The organism is Brachybacterium sp. AOP29-B2-41, from assembly GCF_052378395.1.
Taxonomy (GTDB): Bacteria; Actinomycetota; Actinomycetes; order Actinomycetales; family Dermabacteraceae; genus Brachybacterium.
On record NZ_JBQSXR010000005.1, the window covers coordinates 72,511 to 97,096 of the forward strand.

24 protein-coding genes are annotated in these 24,586 nt (G+C 69.5%); 7 read left to right on the top strand and 17 right to left on the bottom strand.

Features of this window, described 5'->3' with window-relative positions:
* Positions 1-11 precede the first annotated feature (11 nt).
* From ACT3T9_RS06600 to ACT3T9_RS06635, 8 genes are all read right to left on the bottom strand, one after another.
* Complete coding sequence (locus ACT3T9_RS06600) at positions 12-521, bottom strand: DUF3180 domain-containing protein (RefSeq protein WP_441445471.1); 510 nt, start codon at positions 519-521, stop codon at positions 12-14.
* Positions 518-1,435, bottom strand: a complete 918-nt coding sequence (gene folK / locus ACT3T9_RS06605) for a 2-amino-4-hydroxy-6-hydroxymethyldihydropteridine diphosphokinase (RefSeq protein ID WP_442332113.1) — start codon at positions 1,433-1,435, stop codon at positions 518-520. The genes ACT3T9_RS06600 and folK overlap by 4 nt, the downstream gene beginning before the upstream one ends.
* Positions 1,432-2,223, bottom strand: coding sequence for a dihydropteroate synthase (gene folP / locus ACT3T9_RS06610; RefSeq protein ID WP_441445482.1), 792 nt, complete (start codon positions 2,221-2,223; stop codon positions 1,432-1,434). Before folP ends, folK begins: the two co-directional genes overlap by 4 nt.
* Positions 2,224-2,294: 71 nt before the next feature.
* Positions 2,295-2,861: a GTP cyclohydrolase I FolE gene (folE, locus tag ACT3T9_RS06615; RefSeq protein ID WP_441445473.1), complete on the bottom strand. Its 567-nt coding sequence runs from the start codon at positions 2,859-2,861 to the stop codon at positions 2,295-2,297.
* A gap of 1 nt (position 2,862) precedes the next feature.
* The gene (gene ftsH, locus ACT3T9_RS06620) at positions 2,863-4,995 is read right to left on the bottom strand and encodes an ATP-dependent zinc metalloprotease FtsH (RefSeq protein WP_441445474.1); all 2,133 of its coding nucleotides are present in this window, start codon (positions 4,993-4,995) and stop codon (positions 2,863-2,865) included.
* 4 nt (positions 4,996-4,999) lie between these two features.
* The gene (gene hpt, locus ACT3T9_RS06625) at positions 5,000-5,554 is read right to left on the bottom strand and encodes a hypoxanthine phosphoribosyltransferase (RefSeq protein WP_441445475.1); all 555 of its coding nucleotides are present in this window, start codon (positions 5,552-5,554) and stop codon (positions 5,000-5,002) included.
* A gap of 44 nt (positions 5,555-5,598) precedes the next feature.
* Positions 5,599-6,696 carry a tRNA lysidine(34) synthetase TilS gene (gene tilS, locus ACT3T9_RS06630; RefSeq protein ID WP_441445476.1) on the bottom strand — a complete coding sequence of 366 codons (1,098 nt, stop codon included), beginning with the start codon at positions 6,694-6,696 and terminating at the stop codon, positions 5,599-5,601.
* On the bottom strand, positions 6,696-8,105 hold the full coding sequence (locus ACT3T9_RS06635; RefSeq protein WP_441445477.1) for a D-alanyl-D-alanine carboxypeptidase/D-alanyl-D-alanine-endopeptidase: 1,410 nt from the start codon (positions 8,103-8,105) through the stop codon (positions 6,696-6,698). The genes tilS and ACT3T9_RS06635 overlap by 1 nt, the downstream gene beginning before the upstream one ends.
* Before the next feature lie 67 nt (positions 8,106-8,172).
* Here ACT3T9_RS06635 and ACT3T9_RS06640 point away from each other — a divergent pair, with 67 nt between their 5' ends.
* A complete protein-coding gene (locus ACT3T9_RS06640) occupies positions 8,173-8,685 on the top strand; it encodes an inorganic diphosphatase (RefSeq protein ID WP_441445478.1) in 513 nt (170 codons plus the stop codon).
* Positions 8,686-8,858: 173 nt separating this feature from the next.
* On the opposite strand, the gene ACT3T9_RS06645 is transcribed toward ACT3T9_RS06640, so the two are convergent.
* Both ACT3T9_RS06645 and ACT3T9_RS06650 read right to left on the bottom strand, forming a co-directional pair.
* A complete protein-coding gene (locus ACT3T9_RS06645) occupies positions 8,859-9,614 on the bottom strand; it encodes a hypothetical protein (protein WP_441445479.1) in 756 nt (251 codons plus the stop codon).
* A 103-nt stretch (positions 9,615-9,717) separates the two neighbouring features.
* Positions 9,718-10,401, bottom strand: a complete 684-nt coding sequence (locus ACT3T9_RS06650; protein ID WP_441445480.1) for a peptide deformylase — start codon at positions 10,399-10,401, stop codon at positions 9,718-9,720.
* 338 nt (positions 10,402-10,739) lie between these two features.
* Between ACT3T9_RS06650 and ACT3T9_RS06655 the strand changes: the two genes are divergently transcribed.
* From ACT3T9_RS06655 to yczE, 3 genes are read left to right on the top strand one after another with little or no spacing between them, the layout of a single operon-like run.
* Complete coding sequence (locus tag ACT3T9_RS06655) at positions 10,740-11,774, top strand: ABC transporter ATP-binding protein (protein ID WP_444502577.1); 1,035 nt, start codon at positions 10,740-10,742, stop codon at positions 11,772-11,774.
* A 58-nt stretch (positions 11,775-11,832) separates the two neighbouring features.
* Positions 11,833-13,071 (top strand): DUF4032 domain-containing protein, encoded by a 1,239-nt coding sequence (locus ACT3T9_RS06660; protein ID WP_444606176.1) that lies wholly within the window; start codon positions 11,833-11,835, stop codon positions 13,069-13,071.
* Between the two features lie 20 nt (positions 13,072-13,091).
* On the top strand, positions 13,092-13,802 hold the full coding sequence (yczE, locus tag ACT3T9_RS06665; protein ID WP_444606177.1) for a membrane protein YczE: 711 nt from the start codon (positions 13,092-13,094) through the stop codon (positions 13,800-13,802).
* A 55-nt stretch (positions 13,803-13,857) separates the two neighbouring features.
* Here the strand turns inward: yczE and rlmB are convergent, their stop codons facing one another.
* The 4 genes from rlmB to ACT3T9_RS06685 form a co-directional block, all read right to left on the bottom strand.
* Positions 13,858-14,829, bottom strand: coding sequence for a 23S rRNA (guanosine(2251)-2'-O)-methyltransferase RlmB (gene rlmB, locus ACT3T9_RS06670; RefSeq protein WP_441444394.1), 972 nt, complete (start codon positions 14,827-14,829; stop codon positions 13,858-13,860).
* A 19-nt stretch (positions 14,830-14,848) separates the two neighbouring features.
* Positions 14,849-16,288 carry a cysteine--tRNA ligase gene (gene cysS / locus ACT3T9_RS06675; RefSeq protein ID WP_441444393.1) on the bottom strand — a complete coding sequence of 480 codons (1,440 nt, stop codon included), beginning with the start codon at positions 16,286-16,288 and terminating at the stop codon, positions 14,849-14,851.
* 96 nt (positions 16,289-16,384) lie between these two features.
* On the bottom strand, positions 16,385-16,867 hold the full coding sequence (locus tag ACT3T9_RS06680) for a phage holin family protein (RefSeq protein WP_444606178.1): 483 nt from the start codon (positions 16,865-16,867) through the stop codon (positions 16,385-16,387).
* Between the two features lie 59 nt (positions 16,868-16,926).
* Positions 16,927-18,114 carry a LacI family DNA-binding transcriptional regulator gene (locus ACT3T9_RS06685; RefSeq protein ID WP_441444391.1) on the bottom strand — a complete coding sequence of 396 codons (1,188 nt, stop codon included), beginning with the start codon at positions 18,112-18,114 and terminating at the stop codon, positions 16,927-16,929.
* 147 nt (positions 18,115-18,261) lie between these two features.
* On the opposite strand from ACT3T9_RS06685, the gene ACT3T9_RS06690 reads away from it, so the two are divergent.
* From ACT3T9_RS06690 to ACT3T9_RS06700, 3 genes are read left to right on the top strand one after another with little or no spacing between them, the layout of a single operon-like run.
* Entirely contained in the window at positions 18,262-19,584 is a 1,323-nt protein-coding gene (locus ACT3T9_RS06690) for a sensor histidine kinase (RefSeq protein WP_444606179.1), read from the top strand.
* The gene (locus ACT3T9_RS06695; RefSeq protein ID WP_444606180.1) at positions 19,581-20,234 is read left to right on the top strand and encodes a response regulator; all 654 of its coding nucleotides are present in this window, start codon (positions 19,581-19,583) and stop codon (positions 20,232-20,234) included. The genes ACT3T9_RS06690 and ACT3T9_RS06695 overlap by 4 nt, the downstream gene beginning before the upstream one ends.
* Entirely contained in the window at positions 20,234-21,220 is a 987-nt protein-coding gene (locus ACT3T9_RS06700) for a hypothetical protein (RefSeq protein WP_444606181.1), read from the top strand. The genes ACT3T9_RS06695 and ACT3T9_RS06700 overlap by 1 nt, the downstream gene beginning before the upstream one ends.
* 98 nt (positions 21,221-21,318) lie before the next feature.
* Here ACT3T9_RS06700 and acs read toward each other — a convergent pair whose 3' ends face one another.
* From acs to ACT3T9_RS06715, 3 genes are all read right to left on the bottom strand, one after another.
* Positions 21,319-23,298, bottom strand: coding sequence for an acetate--CoA ligase (gene acs / locus ACT3T9_RS06705; RefSeq protein WP_444502580.1), 1,980 nt, complete (start codon positions 23,296-23,298; stop codon positions 21,319-21,321).
* Between the two features lie 135 nt (positions 23,299-23,433).
* Positions 23,434-24,252 (bottom strand): hypothetical protein, encoded by an 819-nt coding sequence (locus ACT3T9_RS06710; protein WP_441444386.1) that lies wholly within the window; start codon positions 24,250-24,252, stop codon positions 23,434-23,436.
* Positions 24,253-24,322: 70 nt separating this feature from the next.
* A complete protein-coding gene (locus tag ACT3T9_RS06715) occupies positions 24,323-24,499 on the bottom strand; it encodes a CopG family transcriptional regulator (protein WP_441444385.1) in 177 nt (58 codons plus the stop codon).
* Positions 24,500-24,586 lie beyond the last annotated feature (87 nt).

The following is a 24,586-nucleotide window of genomic DNA, read 5'->3' on the forward strand; positions in this document are numbered from 1 at the left end:
AGACGCAGGGCTCAGCTGCCAGCGCCTGCGCCTTCCGCTGAGCCCTCGCCGTCCTCCGGCGGCAGCTGGCCCCAGTGCTCGACGATCACGCCCAGCACGCCGAGCACGATCCCGGCGATCGCCGCGGCAGCAGTGGGCAGGACCCCCAGCAGCGGGTCGCCAGTCCCGGTCAGGAGCAGGAACAACGCCTGACCAGCGAAGATCCCCCCGACCACCGTGCCGGTGTATGCGCAGGCACGGGCCAGCAGCACCGTGCGATAGGCGGTGGGCAGATCGATCTGGTGGCGGCGAGGGGCGAAGCTGGGGTGCTCCTTGCGCTGCTGGCTCTCGAGCATGTAGCGACGCAGCGGCAGGCCGTGCACCAGCAGCACCGCCGCCAGCGCCAGCAGCACCAGCGTGGTCAGCCAGCCTGCGATCGGCAGCGAATGGCCACGGGAGGCGAAGGCCTCGAGCATCTGCGCCCCGAAACCCGCACCGATCACGAGGATCAGCACCAGGACCGGCACGTTCAACGGCTTCACGAGATTCCGAACCCCTCGACGACCGGCCCCGGTCGCAGTCCTCCCAGGTCCGCAGCACGGGCCAGCAGAGCGTCAACCGGTCCGTGCCCCGGCAGCTGCGCCTGCGGGCGGGCGGCGTGCCAGGGAGCGAGGACGAAGGCTCGCTCGTGGGCGCGTGGGTGCGGGACCGTCAGCTGCGCGTCCTCGCTCACCCAGTCGCCGTAGGTGATGACGTCCACGTCGAGAGTGCGCGGGCCCCAGCGCACCAGGCGTTCCCGATGAGCGGCATGCTCCGCACGGTGCGCCGCCTCGAGCAGCGCGAAGGGGCCCAGCACCGTGCGCACCCCGATCACCGAGTTCAGGAAGCTGCCCTGCTCCGCGGGCCCGCCGACGGGCGCGGTCTCCAGCACCGGCCCGGTCCAGGCCACGTCGATGCCGTCCGTCGCGGCCAGGTGGGCGAGCGCGCCCTGCAGGTGCTTCTCCCGCTCCCCCAGGTTGGTCCCCAGCGCCAGGACGGCCGAGATCGGCGGGGCGTCCCGCTCGATGCTCACGGTGACGGCGCCGACGGGCAGCCCGACGGGGGCGGATGGCTTATGAACTCGGACTCCGAGACGCCGTACCAGGGGATGTCCGGTGTCCGTCAGGATCCGTGTGGCGATCCGCTCTGCGAGCGTCTCGACCAGGTCGTAGGGGCCGCCGGTCATCTCCTCGTGCACCGCTGCCGCGACCTCGGCGTAGTTCACGGTGCGAGAGAGCGCGTCGGTGGCACCCGCGGGCGCGGTGTCGAGATGGAGCGTCACATCGACCTCGAACTGCTGGCCCAGGCGCTTCTCCTCCTCGAGCACCCCGTGGTGCGCCCAGGCTCTGATTCCAGCCACCTCGATGCGGTCCAGTCGCCCCGGGCCGGTGCCCGGCTGGACGGGCTGCGCCGTCATCGTCGGATGCTCCGACGCAGACGGTCGCCCACTGTCACTGCGGCGACCGAGGATTCGACGTCATGCACGCGTACCGCCCAGGCGCCGTGCTCCGCGCTGTAGGCGCTGATGGCAGCGGTCGCCAGGTCGCGATCCACTCCGAGCGCGCTGAGGAATCGTTTCCGGGACGCCCCGATGAGCAGCGGCAGTCCGTGGGAGCTCAGCGTCGGCCAGTCGGCCAGCACCTCCCAGTTCTGCTCTCCCGTCTTGGAGAAGCCCAGGCCCGGGTCGGCGACCAGGAAGCTGTCCTCCACCCCCGCCTCGCGCAGGGCGGCGAGCCGCTCGGCGAGCTCGGCCGCGCTGTCGCGCGCCACATCGCGGTAGACGGCGAGCTCGTTCATCACGTCGCTGTGCCCGCGCCAGTGCATCGCGATGAAGACCGGCGGGGTGCCCAGGCGGGTGCGGAGCCGGGCCACCTCGCGGCCCATGTCCACGTCGGCACGTCCGGCGGAGACGTCGTTGACGATCAGCGCCCCCTCCTCCACGCTCGCCGCCGCGACGGAGGCCCTCATGGTGTCGACGCTGACCACGACATCCTTCTCCGCGAGAGCTGCGACCACCGGGAGCACCCGGCGCAGCTCCTCGTCCTCGTCCACGCGCGGTGCGCCGGGACGGGTGGACTCCCCGCCGACATCCACGATCGCGGCGCCCTGGTCGACCAGTCGGAGGCCGTGGGCGATCGCGGCGGGCGCATCGTCGTGCGCGCCGCCGTCGGAGAACGAGTCCGGGGTGACGTTCAGGACGCCCATCACCAGGGTGTCGTCGATGTCCAGCCGCTCAGGCAGACCGGAGGGGCGGCGGGGCGTGCTGCTCACTTCGCTCACGCCCTGTTGATCAGGGCCATGGCCTCGCCACGGGTGCTGGGGCTGTCGCGCAGCATTCCTCGCACGGCGCTGGTGACGGTGCGGGCGCCGGCCGCGCGCACTCCTCGCATCGACATGCACATGTGCTCGGCCTCGATCACCACGATCGCCCCGTCGGCGCCGAGCTCGTCCATCAGCGCGTCGGCGATCTGGGTGGTGAGCCGCTCCTGAACCTGGGGCCGGCGGGCGTAGACGTTCACCAGCCGGGCGAGCTTGCTGAGCCCGGTGACCGCGCCGCTGCCGGGGATGTATCCGACGTGGGCTGCGCCATGGAAGGGCAGCAGGTGGTGCTCGCACATCGAGTAGAAGGCGATGTCGCGCACCAGCACGAGCTCCTGGTGCTCGATGTCGAACGTGGTCGAGAGGGGCTCACGGGCATCCTGCGTGAGGCCCGAGAAGACCTCCGAGTACATCCGCGCCACCCGGGCTGGGGTCTCGAGCAGCCCGTCACGGTCGGGATCCTCACCGATCGCGGCGAGGATCTCCCGCACAGCGGCCTCGATCCGGGGCTGGTCCACGCTCATCTCAGCGCTCCGTCCCCTCGGTGCTGCCGTAGTCAGTGCTGCCGTAGCCGTAGCCGGTGCCGCCCTCTCCGGGGGCACCACCCTGCGGGGCGCCCGGGATCTGCGGGCCCTCACCACCGGGGTGCGGCAGCTCGGGGGCGCCCGGCTGCAGTGGCTCCCCGGCGTCGTGCGCCTCGGTACCGGTCGCGGTGATCGTCGCCCCGACGGACGGCGCGGCCAGCGCGGGACGCTCGGCGCTGGAGACCCAGACCTCGCGCGGCGGCTGCTTCTTGACATCGCGGAAGATCACGGCGAGCTCGTGCTCGTTGAGGGTCTCCCGCTCGAGCAGCTCCTCCACCAGGCGGTCCAGCACGTGACGGTTCTCCACGATCACGGCCCAGGCCTCGTCCAGCGCGGTGTCCAGCAGCATCCGGACCTCCTGATCCACGAGGCTCGCGGTCTCTGCGCTGAAGCGGGGGGCCTGCCCCTGCTGCATCCCCACGAACACCTCGTCCTGCTCGCCGGCCAGGGCGACCTGGCCCACGGCGTCGCTCATCCCGAGCTGCATCACCATGGTGCGGGCGATCTTGGTGGCGTTCTGCAGATCCGAGCTGGGACCGGTGGTGACGTCGTGGAAGATGCTCTCCTCCACCGCGTAGCCGCCGAGCGCGTAGGCCAGCCGATCCAGCAGCTCGTTGCGGGACTGGTAGTTGCGGTCCTGGGTGGGGACCACCATCGTGTAGCCGCCGGCGCGGCCGCGCGGCAGGATCGTCACCTTGGTGACGGGGGCGGAGTTGTTCATGGCCGCCGCGACCAGGGCGTGGCCGCCCTCGTGGTACGCGGTCATCTGACGTTCACGCTCGCTCATCACCTTCGAGTAGCGCTGCGGCCCCATGGAGACACGGTCGATCGCCTCATCCAGGGCGCGATTGTCGATGATCTGGTTGCCGGAGCGTGCGGTCAGCAGCGCCGCTTCGTTCAGGACGTTCGCGAGATCGGCACCGGACATGCCGATGGTGCGCTTGGCGACGTGCTCGAGGTCGACGTCGTGCGCGAGCGGCTTGCCCTTGGCATGCACGCCGAGGATCTGCAGGCGGCCCTTCATATCGGGGGCCTCGACAGCGATCTGGCGGTCGAACCGTCCCGGTCGCAGCAGCGCGGGATCCAGGATGTCCACGCGGTTGGTGGCGGCGATGAGGATGACGTTCTGGTTCTCGTCGAACCCGTCCATCTCCACCAGCATCTGGTTCAACGTCTGCTCGCGCTCGTCGTGACCGCCGCCCATGCCAGCACCGCGGTGGCGGCCGACGGCGTCGATCTCGTCGATGAAGATGATCGCCGGAGAGTTCTCCTTGGCGGTGTTGAACAGGTCGCGCACGCGGCTCGCGCCGACGCCCACGAACATCTCCACGAAGTCCGAGCCGGAGATCGAGTAGAAGGGCACGTTCGCCTCGCCTGCCACGGCCTTGGCCAGCAGGGTCTTGCCGGTGCCGGGCGGGCCGTAGAGCAGCACGCCCTTGGGGATCTTCGCGCCGACTGCCTGGTACCGCCCGGGGTCGACGAGGAACTGCTTGATCTCGTCGAGCTCCTCGACGGCCTCCTCGGCGCCTGCCACGTCCGCGAAGGTGACCTTGGGGGCCTCCTTGTTGAACAGCTTGGCCTTGGACTTCCCGAACTGCATCGCCTTGCCGCCGCCCTGGGCGTTCATGATCAGGAACCAGAACAGGCCGATGAAGATCAGCAGCGGGAGGAAGGACAGCAGCAGGGTGGACCACCAGGAGCTGCTGGCGATCTCGTCCGTGTACCCCTTGGCCGGAGCCGCGTCCTCGACGGCCTGCACCACGGCCTCACCGCGCGCGTCGACGTAGGAGAAGCGCACCTCGGTGCCCTTGTTCTCCTCGCCGTCCACGAAGTCCTCGGTCAGGACCAGGTCGACCCGCTGCTGGTTGCCGTCGATGATCTTCGCCTGCTCGACAGTGCCGCCGGCCAGCAGCTCGAGTCCCTGCTGGGTGTCGATCTGCTGATAGCCGTCGCGGCCGAACAGGGAGAACATCGCCATGCCCAGCAGCAGGGCGACGATGATCCACAGCGCCAGCCCGGTGAACGGGCGACGCTTCTTGCCGCCGGAGCTCTTGGACTTGGGGGAATCTGCCATGGGATCAGTCCTCGTAGATCGAGCGCGCGAGGACGCCCACGTAGGGGAGGTTGCGGTAGTTCTCGGCATAGTCGAGCCCGTAGCCGATGACGAATTCGTTGGGGATGTCGAAACCGACGTACTTCACGTCGATCTCCACCCGCGCCGCCTCGGGCTTGCGCAGCAGTGCGGCGATCTCGACGCTCTTGGGACCCCGTGAGCGCAGGTTGGACAGCAGCCACTTCAGGGTGAGCCCGGAATCGATGATGTCCTCGACGATGAGCACGTTGCGCCCGGTGATGTCGCCGGAGAGGTCCTTGAGGATGCGCACGACGCCCGAGGACTTGGTGCCCGAGCCGTAGGAGGAGACGGCCATCCAGTCCATCTCGACCTTGAGGTCGATCTGGCGGGCGAGATCCGCCATCACCATCACCGCGCCGCGCAGAACGCCCACGAGGACCGGCGGTTCATCCGCATAGTCCTCGGCGATCTGCTGACCGAGCTCGGCGAGGCGTTCGCGGATCTGCTGCTCGTCCAGCAGCACGCGGTCGACATCGGGGTGGGGGTGCGTCTGGGGCACGCGGATCTCCTCCATGGAACGTGGTGGGGTGCGTCCGCCGCGGATCACGGATCGAGGCGGCGCCACACCAACAGGCCGTCGCGGCGAGCGACCTCGATCCTACCTGGAACGGGCACCGCTGCCTGACCGTGCCAGGAGACCACCAGCGCATCGATCGCGAGCACCTGGCGTCGGAGCAGCGACTTCGAGGATCCGCCGGTGCTGCCGCCCTGCGGCTTTGCGCGGTCAGCGGAACGCGTGGCGTCGCGCAGGACCCGGGTGCGCAAGGGCGCCGGGGCGGCGGCCAGGGCGTGCACATCCAGGAGCAGCAGATCGCCGTCCTCGCGCAGCTCTCCCCCGTCGCGTCGCAGCGAGGGCAGCAGTGCCTGCGCCTCCCGGTCGAGATGATCCACATCAGGGCGCACCAGGTCGGCGCTGCGGGCCAGGTTCTCGTCGAGTTGTTCACCGAGGATCTCCCGCAGCAGCGGGAGTGCCTGATGCCGTACCCGTGAGCGCAGCAGGGTGGGGTCCGCATTCATCGGGTCCTCCCACCACTGGAGGTCGTGGAGGCGGCAGATCTCCTCGGTGTCGCTGCGCCGCAGTGCCGTGCGCTCGTCGCGTCCGGTGCCCAGGAAGGGACGCAGCAGAGCGCCCCGCGTGCGCGGGATCCCTGCCAACGCCCGAGGGCCCGCTCCTCGGGCGATCCCCATCAGCACCTGCTCGGCCTGGTCATCGAGCGTGTGCGCCATCAGCAGGGCGAGCGCTCCTCGCTCCTCCCGCGCAGACTCCAGGGCGTCGTGGCGGGCGGTTCGTGCCGCATTCTCGATTCCGCCGGGTGCGTCGGCATCGACCTGCACGCGCAGCACCTGCCCTTCGGCGCCGAGCTGCTGCGCCTGGATCAGGGCTCGCTCGGCGACCTCCGCCGACCCCTCCTGCAGACCGTGGTCGACGATCGCCGCCTCCGTCTCCAGGCCCATCCGCGAGCCCACCCAGACGGTCGTCGCCAGCAGGGCGAGGGAATCGGCTCCCCCGCTGAGCCCGACCAGCAGTCGAGGGGCGAGATGGCCGACGGCGGTGTCATCGGCGAGCTGTTCGATGCGCGCGGTCAGCGAGGCGCGCACGGCGGTGCGGGCGCGGGCGATCACCGGGGGCGGGCCGGCCATCAGTCGACCTGCACGATCTCGGCGGCGACCTGGTCCACTGCGGCGCGGGCCGCGGCGGCGTCCGCGCCGTCGAAGCCGTGCACCACGATCGAATAGCCGACGGTGCGACCGTCGGGCAGGACGGCCACTCCGGCGAGGGTGGCGGCACCGCCGAGATAGCCGGTCTTGCCGCGCACCAGGCCGCTCGCATCCTCAGTGCCGTCGGCGTGGAAGCGGTCGGCAAGCGTGCCCGAAAGACCCGCGATCGGGACGTCGAAGAGGATCTGCTCGAGCCTGGGCACCTCTCCGGAGGCCACCTCGGCCAGCACCGCCGAGAACAGGGCGGGCGGCACCCGGTTCTGGCGAGAGAGTCCCGAGCCGTCATGCAGCTCGAGCGCGGCGAGGTCCGTGTCCGGCACCCCGATCTCCGCAGCCAGATCTCGGATCTCGGCCTCGACGGCGGCGGCCGCCCCCACCGGCGTGGTCTCCTCGCCACGGGAGAGCGCGACCAGGTGCGCGAGCAGCTCCGCGGTGGTGTTGTCGGAGATCAGCAGGGTGTGGCGCACGATCTCCGCGAGCGGCTCGGAATGGATCTCGACCGATGGCACGTCCTCGGGCGCCACGCCCTCGGAGAGCGTCCCGGTGACCTCGAGACCCGCCTCGACCAGCAGTTCGGCGAAGCGGCGCGCCGCATCCCCGGCAGGGTCGGTGGATTTGGCGCCGTACTGCTGCCCGTCGAGCCAGCCGCCCTCCAGCGCCAGGCTGGCGGTGGGAGTCACCCACCCGCCGGCGGGGCCGTTGTTCCCCCAGGCCTCATTGGCGCCGCCGACGAGATAGGTGTCATCGAGGACCACCGAGACCTGCGTCGTGCCCTGGCTCGTGGCCAGCTCGGCAGTCCGGATCGCGAGATCGCGCAGCTCCTCCTCGCTGAGAGTCATGTCACCGCCGCCGATCAGGGTCACCACGCCGTCCTGCACGGCGGCTCGGGTGGTGAGCACCTCGTCGCCGCTGTATCGGCGCAGCACCGCGGCGGCGGTGAGCATCTTCAGCGTCGAGGCGGGCACGAGCGCGACGTCGGCCTCCCGTTCTGCGAGCACCTCACCGGTCCCGGCATCGACCACGCTGAACGCCAATCCGCTGTCGACCACGGGCAGCAGGGCTCCCGCAGCCATGCGTCCTTCGAGGTCAGCCGGGTCCACCGGGTCACCGCTGCGATCGATGGGGGGAAGCAGTTCGGAGGCTCCGAGACGTTCCCAGTCCTCCGCCACGGCACGCGGTCCGGAGGCCGGGCCCTCGTCGACCGTAGCGACGGTGAGCACCCCGGGAAAGGCGTCGGTGAGGTCCCCGAGCATGTAGAAGCTCGTGGGCACCGCCGCGCACATCACGATCGCGGTGGTGCGCCAGATGCGTTCCGTTGCTCTCAGGGCCATGACCCCACGATATGGTGTCCGGGTCATTACCAGAGGCCCACGGGGCCGGAGCAATGGAGCGGCTGTCGTGGAATTTGATGTGACCATCGAGATCCCTCGCGGGAATCGCAACAAGTACGAGGTGGACCACCACAACGGTCGGATCAGGCTCGATCGGATGCTGTTCACCGCCACGCGTTACCCGGACGACTACGGCTTCATCGAGGGGACCCTCGGCGAGGACGGCGATCCGCTGGACTGCCTGGTGCTGCTCGAGGAGCCCACCTTCCCCGGCTGCCTGATCCGCTGCCGCGCGCTCGGCATGTTCCGCATGCGGGACGAAGCCGGCGGTGACGACAAGATCATCGCGGTGCCGGTCGGCGACCAGCGTCAGGTGCGCCGCCAGGAGCTGACCGACGTCAGCGAGTTCCACCGCCTGGAGATCCAGCACTTCTTCGAGGTCTACAAGGACCTCGAGCCGGGCAAGAGCGTCGAGGGCGCGCACTGGGAGGGCCGCAGCGATGCGGAGGCGGAGATCCGTCGTTCCTACCGTCGCGCCGTCGGCACTGAGCACGCGAACGCCTTCACGCAGGAGATGTGAGCGTCCGGGGGCGACGCCGCCCCCGTCGCCACCGTCCAGAAGAGGGCCGACCCGAGCGGGTCGGCCCTCTTCTGGTTTCTCGTCCTCGTCCCCTTCGCGGGGCCCAAATTCACTTCGTGCGCATCGTCCGCGCACGAGCACTGAGCTGTGCCCGGCGCGGTACGGCGCGGTGCTCAGGCGTCCAGCGCGCTCTGCTCTCCTGCGAGCTCACCCTCGAGGGTCAGCTCCTGGGAGAAGATCTCGAGCATCGCCTCGACGACCGACTTCGACACCGCCCGGGCGCCGAGCCCCCCGATGACGGCTCCGATGCCGAAGGGCAGCAGCCGCATCAGCCACAGCTTGCCGGTCCGCGCCACCACCCGGCGGCGCACATAGCGCGAGACCTGCTTGCTGATCAGGCCGGGCACGAAGCCACCTCCGCCGTTGAGGACGGAGTGCCACTGCAGCCCCTGCTTGCCCATCGCTTTGGCGATGATCTCGGTGCCGCGCTCGCCGCCGAGCACGCCCATCAGCACCAGGCGGCGGGTGCTCTTGTCGGTCATGTCGACGCCGTGGATCTCCGCCGCGGCAAGGGTGAGGAAGGCGCAGGCCTCGGCGAAGGTGACTCCCTCGCCGACGGTCAGGCCGAGCGCTGCCGCGGTGCCGAGCCCGGGCAGCGCCGCGACGCCGCCGATCCCCGCTCCGGCGGCGGTGGTCAGCGTGGTGAATCGCTTCGTGACGCGCTCGAGCAGCTGCCGATCGGTCTCCTCGGGGTGCTTCTGGCGAAGCTTGTGCACGTAGCTGTGCGCGAGCGGGGCCTGCACCTTCAGCGCGGCATCGATCAGTGCCAGCCAGCGCTCGTCGATCTGCTCGGCGAGCTCGCCATCTGCGGGCAGCGCATCCGGGCCGTTCTGGTCATCGCGCGGGATGCTCGGGTCGCTCTGTGCCACCGTCAGCTCCGTTCTGTGGGGTCATGAACAGGGTCAAGGTACCGCCTCGTGGGGCGCCAGTCTGAAGACTCTTTGGACTGCTGGCTCTTCGGACTGTGCCCGCTCAGCCGATCATGACCTCGCCGTCGCCGAGCTCGGCGATCTCGCCGGTCAGCCCGAGCCGACGCACCGCCTCTCCGAGGTCGGCGTAGTGCGCGGTGTATCCGGCCTCCATGAATGAGCGGGGCACGGAGACGTCATGACACAGGGTGCCGCCCAGGTGGTCGGTCTCGTGCTGGAAGATGCGGGCCGTCCACCCCACGTGCTCTTCGTCGATCTCCTGCAGCCGGCCGTCGGGCAGCAGCTCGGTCGCACGCAGTCGCACCCGTCGTGAGCGCGGCACGATCGACTGCCAGCCGTCTACCGAGAGGCACCCCTCGAAGGCGTAGACCCGCTGCTCTCCGAGCAGCTCGACGACGGGATCCAGCAGGGCGCGCAGAGCGAGCGGGCGCCGCTCCAGCAGATCGTCGTCCGGGTCCTCCCCCTCCTCCGCCGCGAAGGAGTCCTCGACCACGTAGAACCGCAGCGGCAGGCCGACCTGAGGAGCTGCCAGCCCCACGCCCGGCGCCTTGTGCATCGTGATCGTCATCGCCTCGGCGAGCTCGAGCAGGAGCCCGACGTCGATCCGCCCCACAGCGGTCACGGCCTTCCTCCGCAGCGCGGGATGGCCTGCCTGCACTATCCGCAGGGGGTCGCCCTCCTTCGCACGGCGGTCCAGGATCTTCCGAGTCAGCTCAGTGATGTCCACATCGCCAGTATCCCGCAGCCCGAGCGCACTGGGCGCGCTCCAGTCGACGAGGCCGTCCGTGGATTGCGCAGAGTCTCGCACGGGCGTCGGACACGGACGGCGGAGCGGCGGAGGAGCGGGGGCGGAGCGGGGGCGGAGCGGCGGAGAGGCTCCCGCGGGCGACAGAGTCCCGAGACGTGAGACACGCCTCGCCCTGTGCACCCATCCAGATGAGAGCTGGGCTACACTTTATCGAGCCAGTGCGATGAAGCACCCCTCGTGGGAGCGACATCCACTCGGCCACGTATCACTTCACAACGGACCGTCCGGCACGTACCTGCCGGTGAAGGAGAACCACCATGGCAACAGTCACGTTCGATAATTCCTCGCGCGTCTACCCGGGACAGGAACGTCCCGCGGTCGACAACCTCAACATCGAAGTCGGGGATGGCGAATTCCTCGTGCTGGTCGGGCCCTCCGGCTCCGGCAAGTCGACCGCGCTGCGCATGCTCGCAGGCCTCGAGGAGATCGACGCAGGCCGCATCCTGATCGGCGATCGTGACGTCACCGACGTCCCGCCGAAGGACCGCGACATCGCGATGGTGTTCCAGAACTACGCGCTGTACCCGCACATGACGGTCGCCGACAACATGGGCTTCGCCCTGAAGATCGCCGGCAACCCGAAGGCCGAGATCCGCAAGCGCGTCGAGGACGCCGCCGAGATCCTCGACCTCACCGAGTACCTCGACCGTAAGCCCAAGGCGCTCTCCGGTGGTCAGCGCCAGCGTGTGGCCATGGGCCGCGCGATCGTCCGTTCGCCGCAGGTGTTCCTCATGGATGAGCCCCTGTCGAACCTCGATGCGAAGCTGCGTGTGGCGACCCGTACTCAGATCGCGTCGCTGCAGCGCCGCCTCGGCGTCACCACGGTCTACGTCACCCACGACCAGACCGAGGCCATGACCATGGGCGACCGCGTCGCAGTGCTGAACTTCGGCGTTCTGCAGCAGCTCGACACCCCGCGCCGCATGTACGACCACCCGAACAACGTGTTCGTCGCCGGCTTCATCGGCTCCCCCGCCATGAACCTGTTCGACACCAACCTCACCGATCAGGGTGCCGAGTTCGGTGGCGTCGTGGTCCCCGTGGATCGCTCGACCCTCTCGGAGACCGATCAGAGCACGGTCACCATCGGCATCCGTCCCGAGGACCTCGAGATCGCTCCCGACGGCCAGGGCATCGCCGTCGAGGTCGACCTCGTCGAGGAGCTCGGCGCGGACGCCTTCATCTACGGCCGTCGCGCAGGAAGCGAAGAGACGTCCAAGCCGTTCATCGCGCGCGTCGACGCCCGTCGCTGTTGTTTCTGGCACGTCCTCGCGGTGTGCGGTGCGTCCTGACGACGTGACATCATGCCGGGAGTGGTCGAAGCATCCCCGCTCGGGAGAGAATGGAGCAATGGCACCTCTGGAGATCACCGCGTCCCGTGCAGATCCTGCACTGCTGGACCTGCCGTGGGAGGAACCGCTGGAGCAATGGCCCGAGGACATCCTCGCCGCCCTCCCGCGAGGCATCTCCCGTCACGTCGTGCGCTTCGTACGCGTCTCGGGACGAGTCCTCGCCCTCAAGGAGATCTCCAAGAACCTCGCCCAGCGCGAGTACGACATGCTGAGGATCCTGGGACGACTCGGGATCCCCTGCGTGGAGCCCTTCGCCGTGATCTCCGGTCGCACCACTGCCACGGGTGAGCCTCTGGACGCGATGCTGATCACGCGCCATCTCCAGTTCTCCCTGCCATATCGCGCGGTGTTCAGCCAGGTATCCCGCCCGGACACGGCGCACCGCCTGCTCGACGCACTGGCCGTCCTGCTCGTCCACCTCCATCTCGAGGGCTTCTACTGGGGAGACGTCTCCCTGTCCAACACCCTCTTCCGGCGAGACGCCGGCGCCTTCGCCGCGTACCTCGTCGATGTGGAGACCGGCGCGCTCCATGAACGGCTCACCGTGGGCCAGCGCCAGTACGACCTCGACCTCGCCCGCACCAACATCATCGGTGAGCTGATGGACCTCCAGGCCGGGGACATGTTCGACCCCGACGCAGATCCCGTCGCCGTGGGCGACGACCTGGTCTCCCGCTATGAGGACCTGTGGGAGACCCTGACCTCCCGGGAACGGTTCTCCGCGGACGAACGCTGGCGGGTCTCCGCCCGGATCGAGAAGCTCAACGCGCTCGGCTTCGATGTGGGCGAGCTCGAGATCACCACCGACCTCGACGGCACCACGCTGTCGATCATGCCCAAGGTGGTCGACGCCGGGCACCACTCGCGCCGTCTGCTGAGGCTCACCGGGATCGATGCCCAGGAGAACCAGGCCCGGCGGCTGCTCAACGACCTCGACCAGTTCCGCGCCGATACCGAGCAGCAGCTCGAGGACGAGGAGTTCGTAGCTCATGAGTGGCTGAAGGAGCAGTACGAGCCGGTGGTCCGCGCGGTCCCGCGGTCGATGCGCGCCAAGCTCGAGCCCCCCGAGTTCTTCCACGAGATCCTCGAGCACAAGTGGTTCCTCTCCGAGCAGGGCGGGCAGGATGTGAGCCTGGACGACACCGTGCGGCACTACATCCTCAACGTCCTGATCCACCGGCCGGACGAGAGATCACTGGTGACCACCGAGACCTCGGCATTGCCGATCTTCGAATGAGGAGAGGAGCACGTCGCCCCATGCGTCGTGATCAACGCCGGGGCCCGGCGCGCCTGGACAACCTCAGCCTGCGCGAGCAGCTGAAGGTCGACCGGCTTCCGCTGCGCCTGCTCCAGATGATGCTGGGCCTGACAGGATTCGGCGTCTCGCTGGCGATGCTGCTCGAATCCGGGCTGGGCGGTGCCCCCTGGGACGTGCTGCACGCCGCGGTCGCGGACCGCATCGGGCTGAGCGTCGGCTCGGTGAGCATCGCCGTGAGCTTCGTGGTGCTGCTGCTGTGGATCCCGCTGCGCGAACGGATCGGGATCGGCACCGTGGCGAACTCGATCTGGGTCGGAGTGAGCATCGACCTGGGCATGCTGGTGCTCCCCGAAGCGCCCACGCTGCCGATCGCCGTGGCGATGATGATCGCCGGCGTGATCCTCAACGGCATCAGCGGCGCCGTCTACATCGGCGCCCAGCTCGGCGCCGGTCCGCGTGACGGGCTGATGACGGGATTGGGGCGCGTGCTGCGTCGACCTGTCGGCCCGGTGCGCATCGCGCTCGAGATCCTGGTGCTGGCGACCGGGTGGGCGCTGGGAGGCCCGCTCGGGGCGGGAACGGTGCTCTATGCGATCGGGCTGGGCCCGATCATCCAGCTCACCCTCCCGTACGTGACCCTACGGGTGCGGACGGACCCCGAGCGGTCAGTCCCAGCTCAGCAGCGTCGCGCGGCGCAGCCCAGTCCCTGAGGCACCCGCACGCCGAAGCTCAGCCCGGTCCCTGAGCGCCCGCACGCCGGAGAGCTCAGCCCAGTCCCTGACGCGCCCGCACGCCGGAGAGCTCGTACAGTGCGATCGCGGCCGCCACCGAGGCGTTCAGCGATTCCGCACGACCGCCCATCGGGATCGACACCACCTGGTCGCTGAGCTCTCGCGTCAGACGTGAGAGGCCCTTGCCCTCCGCGCCGACCACCAGTGCCGTCGGCTGGGTGCCGAGCTCGAGCTCGCGGGAGGTCACATCGCCGTCCGCGTCGAGGCCGAGCACGAAGACGCCCTCCTCCTTGAGCGAGGTCAGGGCGCGGTTGAGGTTGGTGACCTGGGCGACGCGGACCCGGCCTGCGGCACCGGCCGCGACCTTCCAGACGCTGGCGGTCATCGACACGCTGCGCCGCTCGGGCAGGATCACGCCATGCGCACCGAAGGCATCGGCGGAACGCAGGATCGCGCCGAGGTTGCGGGGGTCGGTGATCCCGTCAAGAGCGACCAGCAGCGGCGGCTCGAAGCGGTCAGCGGCGATGCTCAGCAGGTCGTCGAGCTCGGCGTACTCATAGGGCGGAATGGTCAGGGCGACACCCTGATGCACGGCGTGGTCAGTCATCCGGTCCAGGTCGGTGCGCTGAGCCTCCGCGATCGGCAGATTGCGGGCGGTGGCCAGACGCATGATCTCGCCCACCCGCTCGTCGCTGTCCATCCGGACCATGACGGTCAGCTGCGTGGCGGGGACGCCCTCACGCAGCGCCTCGAGCACGGCGTTGCGGCCCGCGACCTGGTCACTGCCCGGCAGCTTCCGGGCGCCCTTGGCGCCGGGACCGCGGCGCCCGGCTGCTCCACCGGATGCCGCAGCACCGCCCTTGTAGGCCTTGTGGTACGTGCGGTCCTCCGCTTTGGGCGTCGGCCCCTTGCCCTCGAGCGCACGGCGGCGCACACCGCCTGAACCGACGGTCGCGCCCTTCTTGCCCTTGCGCATCGCACCGCGTCGCGTGCTGTTCCCTGCCATCAGATGTCTCCTCAGTCCTTCAGTTCTTGGTGTCGAGGGTCCAACGGGCACCCTCGGGCCCGTCCTCGATACGAATGCCTGCAGCGATCAGGGCGTCGCGCAGCGCATCTGCGCGAGCCCAGTCCTTCTCCGCGCGAGCCGCTTCCCGGGCGGCGAGCTGGGCGGTGATCAGCGAGTCCAGTGCCGCATGCTCGGCGCCTTCAGCGCCCGTGCCGCTCCCCCACCGGTCGGAGAGGGGGTCCAGGCCCAGCACGTCCAGCATGGCGCGCAGCTGGCCCAGACCGGAGGCGATCTCTGCCTCTGCAGCGCCGGCGGCGAGCAGGGAGTTCAGGGAGGACTGCTCGCGGTGGATCACTGCGAGCGCCTCGGGGACCGCGAGGTCATCGTCCATCGCGGCCACGAAGTCTGCGGGCAGCTCGAGCGCGTGCAGCTCGGCCTCGGGTGCCGCCAGCGGATGGTCCCCGAGGAGCTGGGCGGCACGACGCGCCGTGGCGCTGAAGCGCTCCCAGACGGTCTCCGCCTCCCGCATCGCCGTCGCGTTGTACTCGACGGTGGCGCGGTAGTGGCCGCTCACCAGGGCGAGCCGTACGGCCGGCGTCGGATGCTCGGCCAGTGCCCGGGCGGCGGTGACGAAGTTGTCGAGGCTCTTGCCCATCTTCAGACCGTCCACCGTGAGCACCCCGGCATGCATCCACTGGCGGGCGAAGCCGAAGCCGGCGGCGTGGGACTGCGCCTGCTCGTTCTCATGGTGCGGGAAGCGCAGGTCCAGGCCCCCGGCGTGGAGGTCGAAGGTCTCCCCGAGATACTTGCGGCTCATGGCCGAGCACTCGAGGTGCCATCCGGGACGGCCTCGCCCGAAGGGGGTGTCCCAGGCGGCGCTGACGGGCTCCGTGTCCTTCGCCGCCTTCCACAGCGCGAAGTCGCGACGGTCCCGTTTGCCGGGCTCCATCGCCTCGCCGGCGTCCTGCATGTCCTCCAGGGACTGGCGGGTGAGCGACCCGTAGGTGGGGTGGGAGGCCACATCGAAATAGACCGAGCCGTGACCGTCGGGATAGGCGTGGCCACGCTCGATGAGCAGCTGCATCAGCTCGATCATCTCGGGCACATGGCCGGTCGCACGCGGCTCGTAGGTGGGCCGACGATTGCCGATCTCATCGAGCACGTCCTGGAATTCGCGCTCGAAGCGCAGGGACCATGCCCACCACTCGGCGCCCACCTCGGCGGACTTCACGAGGATCTTGTCGTCGATGTCGGTGACATTGCGGATATGGGTCACCGCGAGGCCGCTGCGCTCGAGCCAGCGCACCAGCACGTCGAAGGCGAGGAATGTGCGCAGATGGCCGAGGTGCGGGGCTCCCTGGGTCGTCGGGCCGCAGACGTACAACGACACCGCCCCCGCGCGCACCGGGATGAAGGGTGCGGTCGTACGGGTGGCGGTGTCATGCAGGTAGAGGCTCACGCACCCAAGGGTACTGCCCTCAGGAGCGGCCCACGGCCCACGGCTCGCGCGAAGGTCGGGCGCCCGGCCCGGCGGTTCAGTCTGTGCGAGCGCTGATCAGTCCGTGCGAGCGCTGACCTGCTTGCCGTAGAGCTCGTCGAAGGTGTCGTCATAGGACACCGCATTCTGACGACGCTTGCCCTGCACGGCGCTCACGGCGCCCTGGGCCGTCTCGATGGTGGTCTCAGGTGCCTTGAGCTTCTTGTAGACCACGAAGGCGACGGCTCCGACGACCACGCCGAGCACGATGAAGACGCCCGCGACGATCAGGAACGCGGCCCAGAACGGCAGGCCCAGCGCCTCCAGACCGTTGGCGGCGGCGAACAGCAGCATTACCCAGGCCGAGAGCAGGAGGAACAGGATCACCGCGGCGCAGGCGGCGATGATGCCCAGCTTGATCGCGAGACCGGTGAACTCCTTCTTCGCGATGTCGATCTCATCGTGCACGACACCGAGGAGCTCGTCACGGATGGACTGGACGAGCTCGCCGATGGACCGCTGGGTGGGCGGCGTGCTCGGGTCGTTCGTGGTGTTGATCATGATCTGAGCCTATCGCAGGGGGCAGGTCGTTCGAAGTTCGCGGGATGGGGATCCGTTGATCAGTCCACGGAGATCCGCTTGCGCTTCGTGGTCTCGGGCCGCGGGCCCGCGGAGGTCGTTCGACGCACCACGATGGACGGCGCGACCGCCACGTCCCGGGCCGGGCCCTCATGGCCGGAGACGCGCTCGACCAGGAACTGCGCGGCGAGCGCACCGAGTCGATCGGAGTTGGGATCCACGCTGGTCAGCTGGGACACCCCGGAGGCTGCGAGGGAGGTGTTGCCATATCCGGCCACCGCCAGCTCCTCGGGCACCGCGAAGCCGGCGTCACGTGCCGCGGCGAGCACACCGACCGCGGTGACGTCGTTCGCACAGGTGACAGCCGTGGGGACCCGGCTGCCGCGCAGCAGCATCGATCCGGCGGTCTGGCCGACCTGTTCGGTGAAGTCACCGGGCTCGACCCGCGCGACGTCACCCAGGCCGTGACGGTCCATGGCCTTGCGGAAGGCATCCGCGCGCTCCCGGGCCACGGCCGCACCGACTCCGCCGACGTGCGCGATCTCGCGGTGACCGAGTCCGACCAGATGGTCCACCAGCAGCCCCTGCCCGACCTCGTCGTCGATGCGGACGGTGTCGAACCGGCCGACGAACTCCTGCGAGCAGCCGATCCCGACGAACGGCCGACTGCCGGTGGCCGCGAGCACGCTGTCCATGTCAGCCAGGTCGGAGATCATCAGGAAGCCGTCGACGCCGAGATGGACCAGGTTCTCGATCGCATCCGTGTCGGCGGCGACCGGGTACTCGGGCATGCGGCGACGTGTGGGAACCACCACTGCGGTGCGTCCGGTCGCGGTCAGCTCGATGCGGATCGCCCGCACCAGATCAGAGATCCAGGTGTTGCGCATGGTGTTCACGAGCACCGCGACCACGCCGCGGTGCTCGGTCTCCTCGCTGAGATCCGCGAGCGGGAAGTTCAGCCGTTCGGCCGCCTCCCGGACCCGGCGGATCATCTGCGGCTTGATCTCGTCGGACTCGCGCAGCGCGCGCAGTGCGACCGCGCTGGAGATGCCCAGAGAGTTCGCGACATCGTGAAGGGTACCGCGGCCCTGATCATCGGCCTCGAGCTCAGCGGCTGTCCGCTCGACGTTCTCGATCACCTGCCCGGTGGAGCCGTCATCGGTGGCGGGTGACCCGGTGTCGGAAGCGGGGTCGATGGTCTCGTCGGAGGAAGTGGCGTCACTGCTCATGGACCCATTGAACCGCATTCTGCGACCCGATCCGGATCAGTCCGCGCGATGGAGTCGCGCGAACCCGTCGGACCGGGGGTTTTCCCCCAGTGAGACGGCGGGTGGGCACCGTGGGCCCGGTCCCCTCGCCGCGCATAGTGTCAGGGCATGGACGACTCCTCTGCCCGGGGCGCAGGGCGCTCGCGCTCCCGGCTCGCCCCCTCCGCCCTCGCCTCCGTGGTCGTGGGCGGGCTGCTGTTCTACAGCTGGTTCTGGGCAAGCCTCACCCTGCTGCTCGGCGGGCTCGCCTCCCTGCCCGCTCTCGGCACCGGCCTGCTGCTGCTGATCCCCTGGCTGCTGGTTATGCAGCTCGCTGTACGGGTGGAACGTCGGCGCGCCGTCGCCATCCACGGCATCCCCGTGATCCTTCCCCCGCGTCGGCGCTCGCGCCGCACCGGCATCTCCGGCTGGCTCAGCAACCGCTGGTTCGAGCTCGGCACCTGGGCGTTCTGGCGGGGAGTGCTGCATCACCACCTCGCGATCCTGGTCGCCGGGGCCTTCTTCACCGCGTTCGCGGTGTTCCTCTGGTTCGGCTGGACTGGGTGGGAGGCGGCTCTCGACCAGGGCACCGTGGAGGTGGGAGGGATCGAGCTCTCCCGCTGGTCGCTCGGAGCCATCGGCACCGCAGGCCTGGTGCTGGCCCTGGTGATGCTGGTGCTCGGGGCCCTCGCCGACCGAGGGCTCGCCCGGGGGCTGATCTCCGGCTCCGAGGACGATCTGCGCGAGCAGGTCGCCGAGCTGGCCGAACGCCGGCAGGGGGCGGTCGATGCCGCCGCGCAGGAGCGCCTGCGCATCGAGCGTGATCTCCATGACGGGGTGCAGCCGCGCCTCGTGAACCTCGCCATGACCCTCGGCATCGCGAAGAACACGGTCCGCACCGATCCCGATCGGGCCGAGCAGCTGGTCGGCGAGGCGCATGCGGAGGCCAAAGCCGTGATGACCGATCTGCGTCAGCTCGCGCGAGGCATCCACCCGGCCGTGCTCACCGACCGCGGGCTGGACGCCGCCCTGTCCGCGCTCGCGGCTCGTTCCCAGGTGCCGGTGGATCTGCAGGTCGACCTCGGCACCGAGAGCATGCCGGCCCTGGATCGGGAGCTCGAGGCGGTGGCCTACTTCGTGGTCGCCGAGGCGCTGACGAACATCGCCAAGCATGCCGAGGCGACGGCGGCGGACGTCTTCGTCCACCGGAACGAGTCCGCGCTGCGGGTGCGGATCCAGGACGACGGCCGAGGCGGTGCGCAGGTGCGCCGAGACGGTCTGTCCACCGGCCTGGCCGGGCTCACCGACCGGGTCCGTGCCACCGGGGGCCTGCTCGAAGTCGCAAGCCCCACCGGCGGAGGCACGGCGCTGATCGCCGTGATCCCGCTCGCAGGCCGCACCGCCCCGGTGCCAGAGCTCGCCCACCCCACCACCCAGGAGGACCTCCGATGAGGATCGTGATCGCCGACGACGCCGTGCTGCTGCGCGCAGGACTCGAGCGCCTGCTCACCGAGGCCGGGCATGAGGTGGTCGCCGCAGTCGGCGACGGCAGCGCGCTGCTCAGCGCCATCTCGCAGCATCGTCCCGACCTCGCAGTGATCGATGTGCGGATGCCACCCACCTTCACCGATGAAGGAGTCCGGGCCGCAGTGCTGATCCGGCGCCAGGATCCGGAGGTGTCGCTGCTGGTGCTCTCGCAGTACGTCGAGGAGCGCTATGCGTCCGAGCTGATCGCCGATTCCCCGTTCGGCCTGGGCTACGTGCTCAAGGACCGCGTCGCGGACGTCGACGACTTCCTGGGAGTGGTCGCGAACGTCGGAGCCGGCGGGACCTGGCTCGACCCCGAGGTGGTGCAGCAGATCTTCATCCGCTCCCGGCGCCGCCGCACCCTCGAGGGCATGACCCCGCGTGAGCGCGAGGTGCTCTCGCTGATGGCCCAGGGCCGCTCGAACCAGGCGATCGCCGACACCCTGTTCGTCTCCACCGGGAGCGTCGAGAAGCACATCTCCTCGCTGCTGGGCAAGCTCGACCTCCCTCCAGTCGACGGCGAGAACCGCCGTGTGATGGCGGTCCTGCGCTTTCTGGAATCCGAGGAACGCTGATGACCACCACCCGTCCGCCACTCCCGCCCAGCCCGGCTCCCCCGCCCAGCCCGGCCGCGACGTCCTCCTCCATCGCACCGCCGCAGTCGGCTCAGCCCATGGAGCGCCTCCTGCTCCCCGGGCAGCGACTGACCCCCTCCCCGGACCGGGACCGCCCCTGGCGTGCGCTGACCGTGCTGCTGGGCGCCATCATCGTGCTGCTGATGGTGGGCGGCCTCGCCGTCACGTCCGTCGCGAACTGGGCGTCGGGTCGCGGCTACTCCGAGATCTCCACGACCACTGGACTCGGCACTCCGGCCTCTCTGAACCTGGCCAGCCTGATGGGCACCATCCAGGTGCTGCCCTCAGATGATGTCGACGAGGTGACTCTCGCCCTGGTGGAGCCGGGCACCACGGGGCTCCCCTCACCGCGGGACACCACGCCGGCTCGACTCATCCACGACACCGACCCGACAGGCGCCACGGTGACCGTGCAGCAGCCGCAGAGCCATCTCGGGTGGCCGTGGACGGATCGCACGCGGGATCTGCTGCTGTTGGTCCCCTCCGACCTCGAGCTGTCCCTCGCGATCGACGCCGGCGTGGGCGACGTCGTGGTCGACGGCGATTTCAGCGCCTTGGACGTGCGCACCGATGTGGGCAATGTCGTGCTGGGGCCCCTCGGAGTCACCGACGCGCTGACGGTCTCCTCCGAGGTGGGTGATGTGGACATCGAGCTGGAGTCCCCGGCACCTGCCGACGCCCAGATCACCGCAGCGGTGGGCTACGTCGACCTGCAGCTGCCCACCGATTCCCGCGGCAGCATCAGCATCACCGCTGAACTGGGCGACGTGATGGTCACGGCCCCCGGCACCACCCGCTGGCATATCGACGCCGACTCGGATCTCGGAAGCGTCGGCGTGGATCCGGGCCTCACGGCCGGCTCCGACGCCGGGGACGGCACCCTCATCGTGACCGCAGGCGTCGGCGAGATCACCATCGAACGGTGACCCAGGTCGCCACGAGGCGTGACGAGGACGGGCCCCCGGTCGATGACCGGGAGCCCGTCCTGCACCGTGCTGGGCCCGGCAGGTGCCGGGCCGCAGGCTCAGCCCTTGCTGCTGAGACCCTGCTGGATGAGGTCCATCACCGAGGCATCGGCGAGCGTCTGCGTGTCACCCACCTGGCGGTTCTCGGCGACGTCCCGCAGCAGGCGCCGCATGATCTTGCCGGAGCGGGTCTTGGGCAGCTCCGAGACGATCAGCACCTTCTTCGGCTTCGCGATCGGGCCGATCTCCTTGCCCACATGGGCGCGCAGCATCTCCGGCACGGCATCCTCACCGCCGACCGCAGCGATGGCCTCGTCGTTGCCGGAGCGCAGGATCACGAAGGCGACGGGCACCTGCCCGGTGGTCTCATCGGTCGCCCCGACCACCGCGGCCTCGGCCACCCATTCATGGCTGACCAGGGCGGACTCGATCTCCATGGTGGACAGGCGGTGCCCTGAGACGTTCATGACGTCGTCCACCCGGCCCAACAGCCAGATGTCGCCGTCCTCGTCGCGCTTGGCACCGTCACCGGCGAAGTAGAGGCCCTCGAAGCGGGACCAGTAGGTCTCCTTGAACCGCTCGGGATCGCCCCAGATGCCTCGCAGCATGCCGGGCCAGGGCTGATCCAGCACCAGATAGCCGCTCTCCCCGTTCGCGACGGACTCTCCGGCGTCATTGCGCACATCGGCGCTGATCCCGGGAAGGGGCTGCTGCGCGGAGCCCGGCTTCGTCGCGGTCACGCCCGGCAGCGGGGAGATCATGATGCCGCCGGTCTCGGTCTGCCACCAGGTGTCCACGATCGGGCAGCGGTCGCCGCCGATGACCCGGCGGTACCACATCCATGCCTCGGGGTTGATGGCCTCGCCGACGCTTCCGAGCAGCCGCAGCGAGGACAGATCGAACTTGCCGGGGATGTCCTCCCCCCACTTCATCGCCGTGCGGATCGCGGTGGGCGAGGAGTAGAACTGGGTGACCTTGTACTTCTCGATGATCTCCCACCAGCGACCCTGGTGCGGGCTGTCCGGGGTCCCCTCGTAGATGACCTGCGTGGTGCGGTTGGCCATCGGCCCGTAGACCACGTAGGTGTGGCCGGTGACCCAGCCGATGTCCGCGGTGCACCAGTAGACGTCCGAGGCCGGCTTGATGTCGAAGACGTTGCGATGGGTGTACGCGGCCTGGGTGAGATAGCCACCGGTGGTGTGGATGATGCCCTTGGGCTTCCCGGTGGTGCCGGAGGTGTAGAGGATGAACAGCGGGTGCTCCGCCTCGACCGCGACCGGTGCATGCTCGGCCGAGGCGGTCTCGCGGGCCTCGTGCCACCACACGTCGCGTCCCTCGGTCCACTCGACCTCGCCACCGGTGCGGCGCACCACCAGGACGTGCTCGACGCTGGCGCCGCCCCCGGCGAGCGCAGCGTCGACAGCGGGCTTGAGCGGAAGCTGCTTGCCGCGACGGTTCTGGCCGTCGGCGGTGATGACCACCCGGGCCTCGGCATCCTCGATGCGGGAGCGCAGGGCATCGGCGCTGAAGCCGCCGAACACCACGGAGTGCGGGGCGCCGATGCGGGCACAGGCGAGCATCGCGAACACCGCCTCCGGGATCATCGGCAGGTAGATCGCGACCCGGTCGCCGGTCTTCACCCCGAGATCGGACAGCACGTTGGCCATCTTCGAGATCTCGTCCTTGACGTCCGCATAGGTGAAGGAGGCATCGGAGCCGTCCTCGTACTCCGCCAGCAGCGCGACCTGGGAGCCGTGTCCGGACTCGACATGGCGGTCCACGCAGTTGTAGGCGACGTTCAGGGTGCCGTCGGCGAACCAGCGGGCGAACGGCGGGTTGGACCAGTCGAGGGTCTCGGTGAAAGGGGTCTCCCAGCTCAGCAGGCTGGCCCGCGAGCGCCAGAAGGCGAGGTGGTCGCGCTCCGCTTCCTTGTAGAGGGAGGGTCGGCCGACCGCATTCTGGACGAACTCGGTGGGCGGGGAGAAGGTGCGAGTCTCCTGGGAGAGATTCTCGATCCCGGTGGTGGCGTCGTCGGACATCAGCACTCCTGCTACACGGGCCCCGGGTCGCCGGGGCGGATGGACGCGGACACCGTATCGCAGGAGACCCATGTCACGCGCACCGGTCACACTCCTCGAGCAGGATGCTGCCGCTCCCCCTGCCTCGAGGACAGCTCAGCGCAGCGGACGCTGATGGATCTCCAGGTGCTGCCCATCAGGGTCGGTGACGTGAACGCTGCGGAGGGCACCGCTCTCGACGACCTCCGCGGGATGCCCTGCCGTGGTCAGTCGAAGGGAGAGCTCGGCCAGGTCTCCGGTGGTCTCGAAGCCAAGACGCACCTGCAGCACATCACCGAACTCGGTGCCTGTCGACCGAGTCCTGCGATCCAGCGGACCGGGCTTGTGCAGCCCGAGCACACCCGCCCGCCCGGGGCCTCGCAGAGCGAGGAACCATTCATCGTCCGGCCCGTCAGCGCTGAACCCGAGCGGAGCCGCCCAGGTCGCGTCCCGGTGGAAGTCGTCACTGGAGAGCACTGCGGTGACAGTGAGCCGCGGATCCGGGGAGCTCGCGTCGTGGCCGCGGTACCCATAGAGGTCGATCTGTTCCTCGTTGAGCGCCACCTGCTCCCCCGCCGGTCCGGTGACAACCCCCTGCCGACCATAGGTCTCATCCCATACGTCCACCTCGTACCCTGCCGTCTGCAGGGCATGCGCCGCCACGTCGGTCTCTTCCACTGCGAGGCATAGATCGGTGTCCCCACTGCGCGCACCGGTCGCGGCACCAGCTGCCGCGTGCACCATGACCCGGCCTGCCCCGGCGACGAGCTCTCCGAAGCCGTCCTCTCCCGCAGTCACCGTGGGCGTCATCCCTAGCGTGCACAGGAAGTCGATCATCGCGGGCACATCGGCGCTGAATCTCAGCGGGAGCACGGTCATCTCGGGCACCGCGCCGGGCACGGCGGACTGGGGACTCATCTCGGTCTGGGGGCTCATCTCGGTCTCCTCCTCAGGGAACGGTCTGTCAGGGAACGGCGCGGGCGGGGCACCCATGCTCGGCTCGCGCTCAGGCATCGTCGCCACCGGCGGCGAGTTGCATCCGCAGAGCCTGTTCCACGAAGGCGCTGAGGCTCAGCGATTCATCGATCGCCCGATGCTTGACCTCGATCACGAGATCCTTCGGCAGGTACACGTTGAACTGCACCTTGGGGGTTCGGGGCACGTTCGGCTCATCCTCAACCATGCAAGAATGCTAGCATCATAGATCACTCGATTGAAGAGCAGGCGCAAAGTCTCCGCTGTGGCGCCGTCACGTGGGAGGTCATGAGGA

Coding starts and splice junctions, on each gene's coding strand:
- folK (WP_442332113.1), bottom strand. CDS start 1,435: ATGACGGCGCAGCCCGTCCAGCCGGGCACCGGCCCGGGGCGACTGGAC.
- folP (WP_441445482.1), bottom strand. CDS start 2,223: ATGGGCGTCCTGAACGTCACCCCGGACTCGTTCTCCGACGGCGGCGCG.
- folE (WP_441445473.1), bottom strand. CDS start 2,861: ATGAGCGTGGACCAGCCCCGGATCGAGGCCGCTGTGCGGGAGATCCTC.
- ftsH (WP_441445474.1), bottom strand. CDS start 4,995: ATGGCAGATTCCCCCAAGTCCAAGAGCTCCGGCGGCAAGAAGCGTCGC.
- tilS (WP_441445476.1), bottom strand. CDS start 6,696: ATGGCCGGCCCGCCCCCGGTGATCGCCCGCGCCCGCACCGCCGTGCGC.
- ACT3T9_RS06635 (WP_441445477.1), bottom strand. CDS start 8,105: ATGGCCCTGAGAGCAACGGAACGCATCTGGCGCACCACCGCGATCGTG.
- ACT3T9_RS06655 (WP_444502577.1), top strand. CDS start 10,740: ATGGCAACAGTCACGTTCGATAATTCCTCGCGCGTCTACCCGGGACAG.
- ACT3T9_RS06660 (WP_444606176.1), top strand. CDS start 11,833: ATGGCACCTCTGGAGATCACCGCGTCCCGTGCAGATCCTGCACTGCTG.
- yczE (WP_444606177.1), top strand. CDS start 13,092: ATGCGTCGTGATCAACGCCGGGGCCCGGCGCGCCTGGACAACCTCAGC.
- rlmB (WP_441444394.1), bottom strand. CDS start 14,829: ATGGCAGGGAACAGCACGCGACGCGGTGCGATGCGCAAGGGCAAGAAG.
- ACT3T9_RS06680 (WP_444606178.1), bottom strand. CDS start 16,867: ATGATCAACACCACGAACGACCCGAGCACGCCGCCCACCCAGCGGTCC.
- ACT3T9_RS06685 (WP_441444391.1), bottom strand. CDS start 18,114: ATGAGCAGTGACGCCACTTCCTCCGACGAGACCATCGACCCCGCTTCC.
- ACT3T9_RS06690 (WP_444606179.1), top strand. CDS start 18,262: ATGGACGACTCCTCTGCCCGGGGCGCAGGGCGCTCGCGCTCCCGGCTC.
- ACT3T9_RS06695 (WP_444606180.1), top strand. CDS start 19,581: ATGAGGATCGTGATCGCCGACGACGCCGTGCTGCTGCGCGCAGGACTC.
- ACT3T9_RS06700 (WP_444606181.1), top strand. CDS start 20,234: ATGACCACCACCCGTCCGCCACTCCCGCCCAGCCCGGCTCCCCCGCCC.
- acs (WP_444502580.1), bottom strand. CDS start 23,298: ATGTCCGACGACGCCACCACCGGGATCGAGAATCTCTCCCAGGAGACT.
- ACT3T9_RS06710 (WP_441444386.1), bottom strand. CDS start 24,252: ATGAGCCCCCAGACCGAGATGAGTCCCCAGTCCGCCGTGCCCGGCGCG.
- ACT3T9_RS06715 (WP_441444385.1), bottom strand. CDS start 24,499: ATGGTTGAGGATGAGCCGAACGTGCCCCGAACCCCCAAGGTGCAGTTC.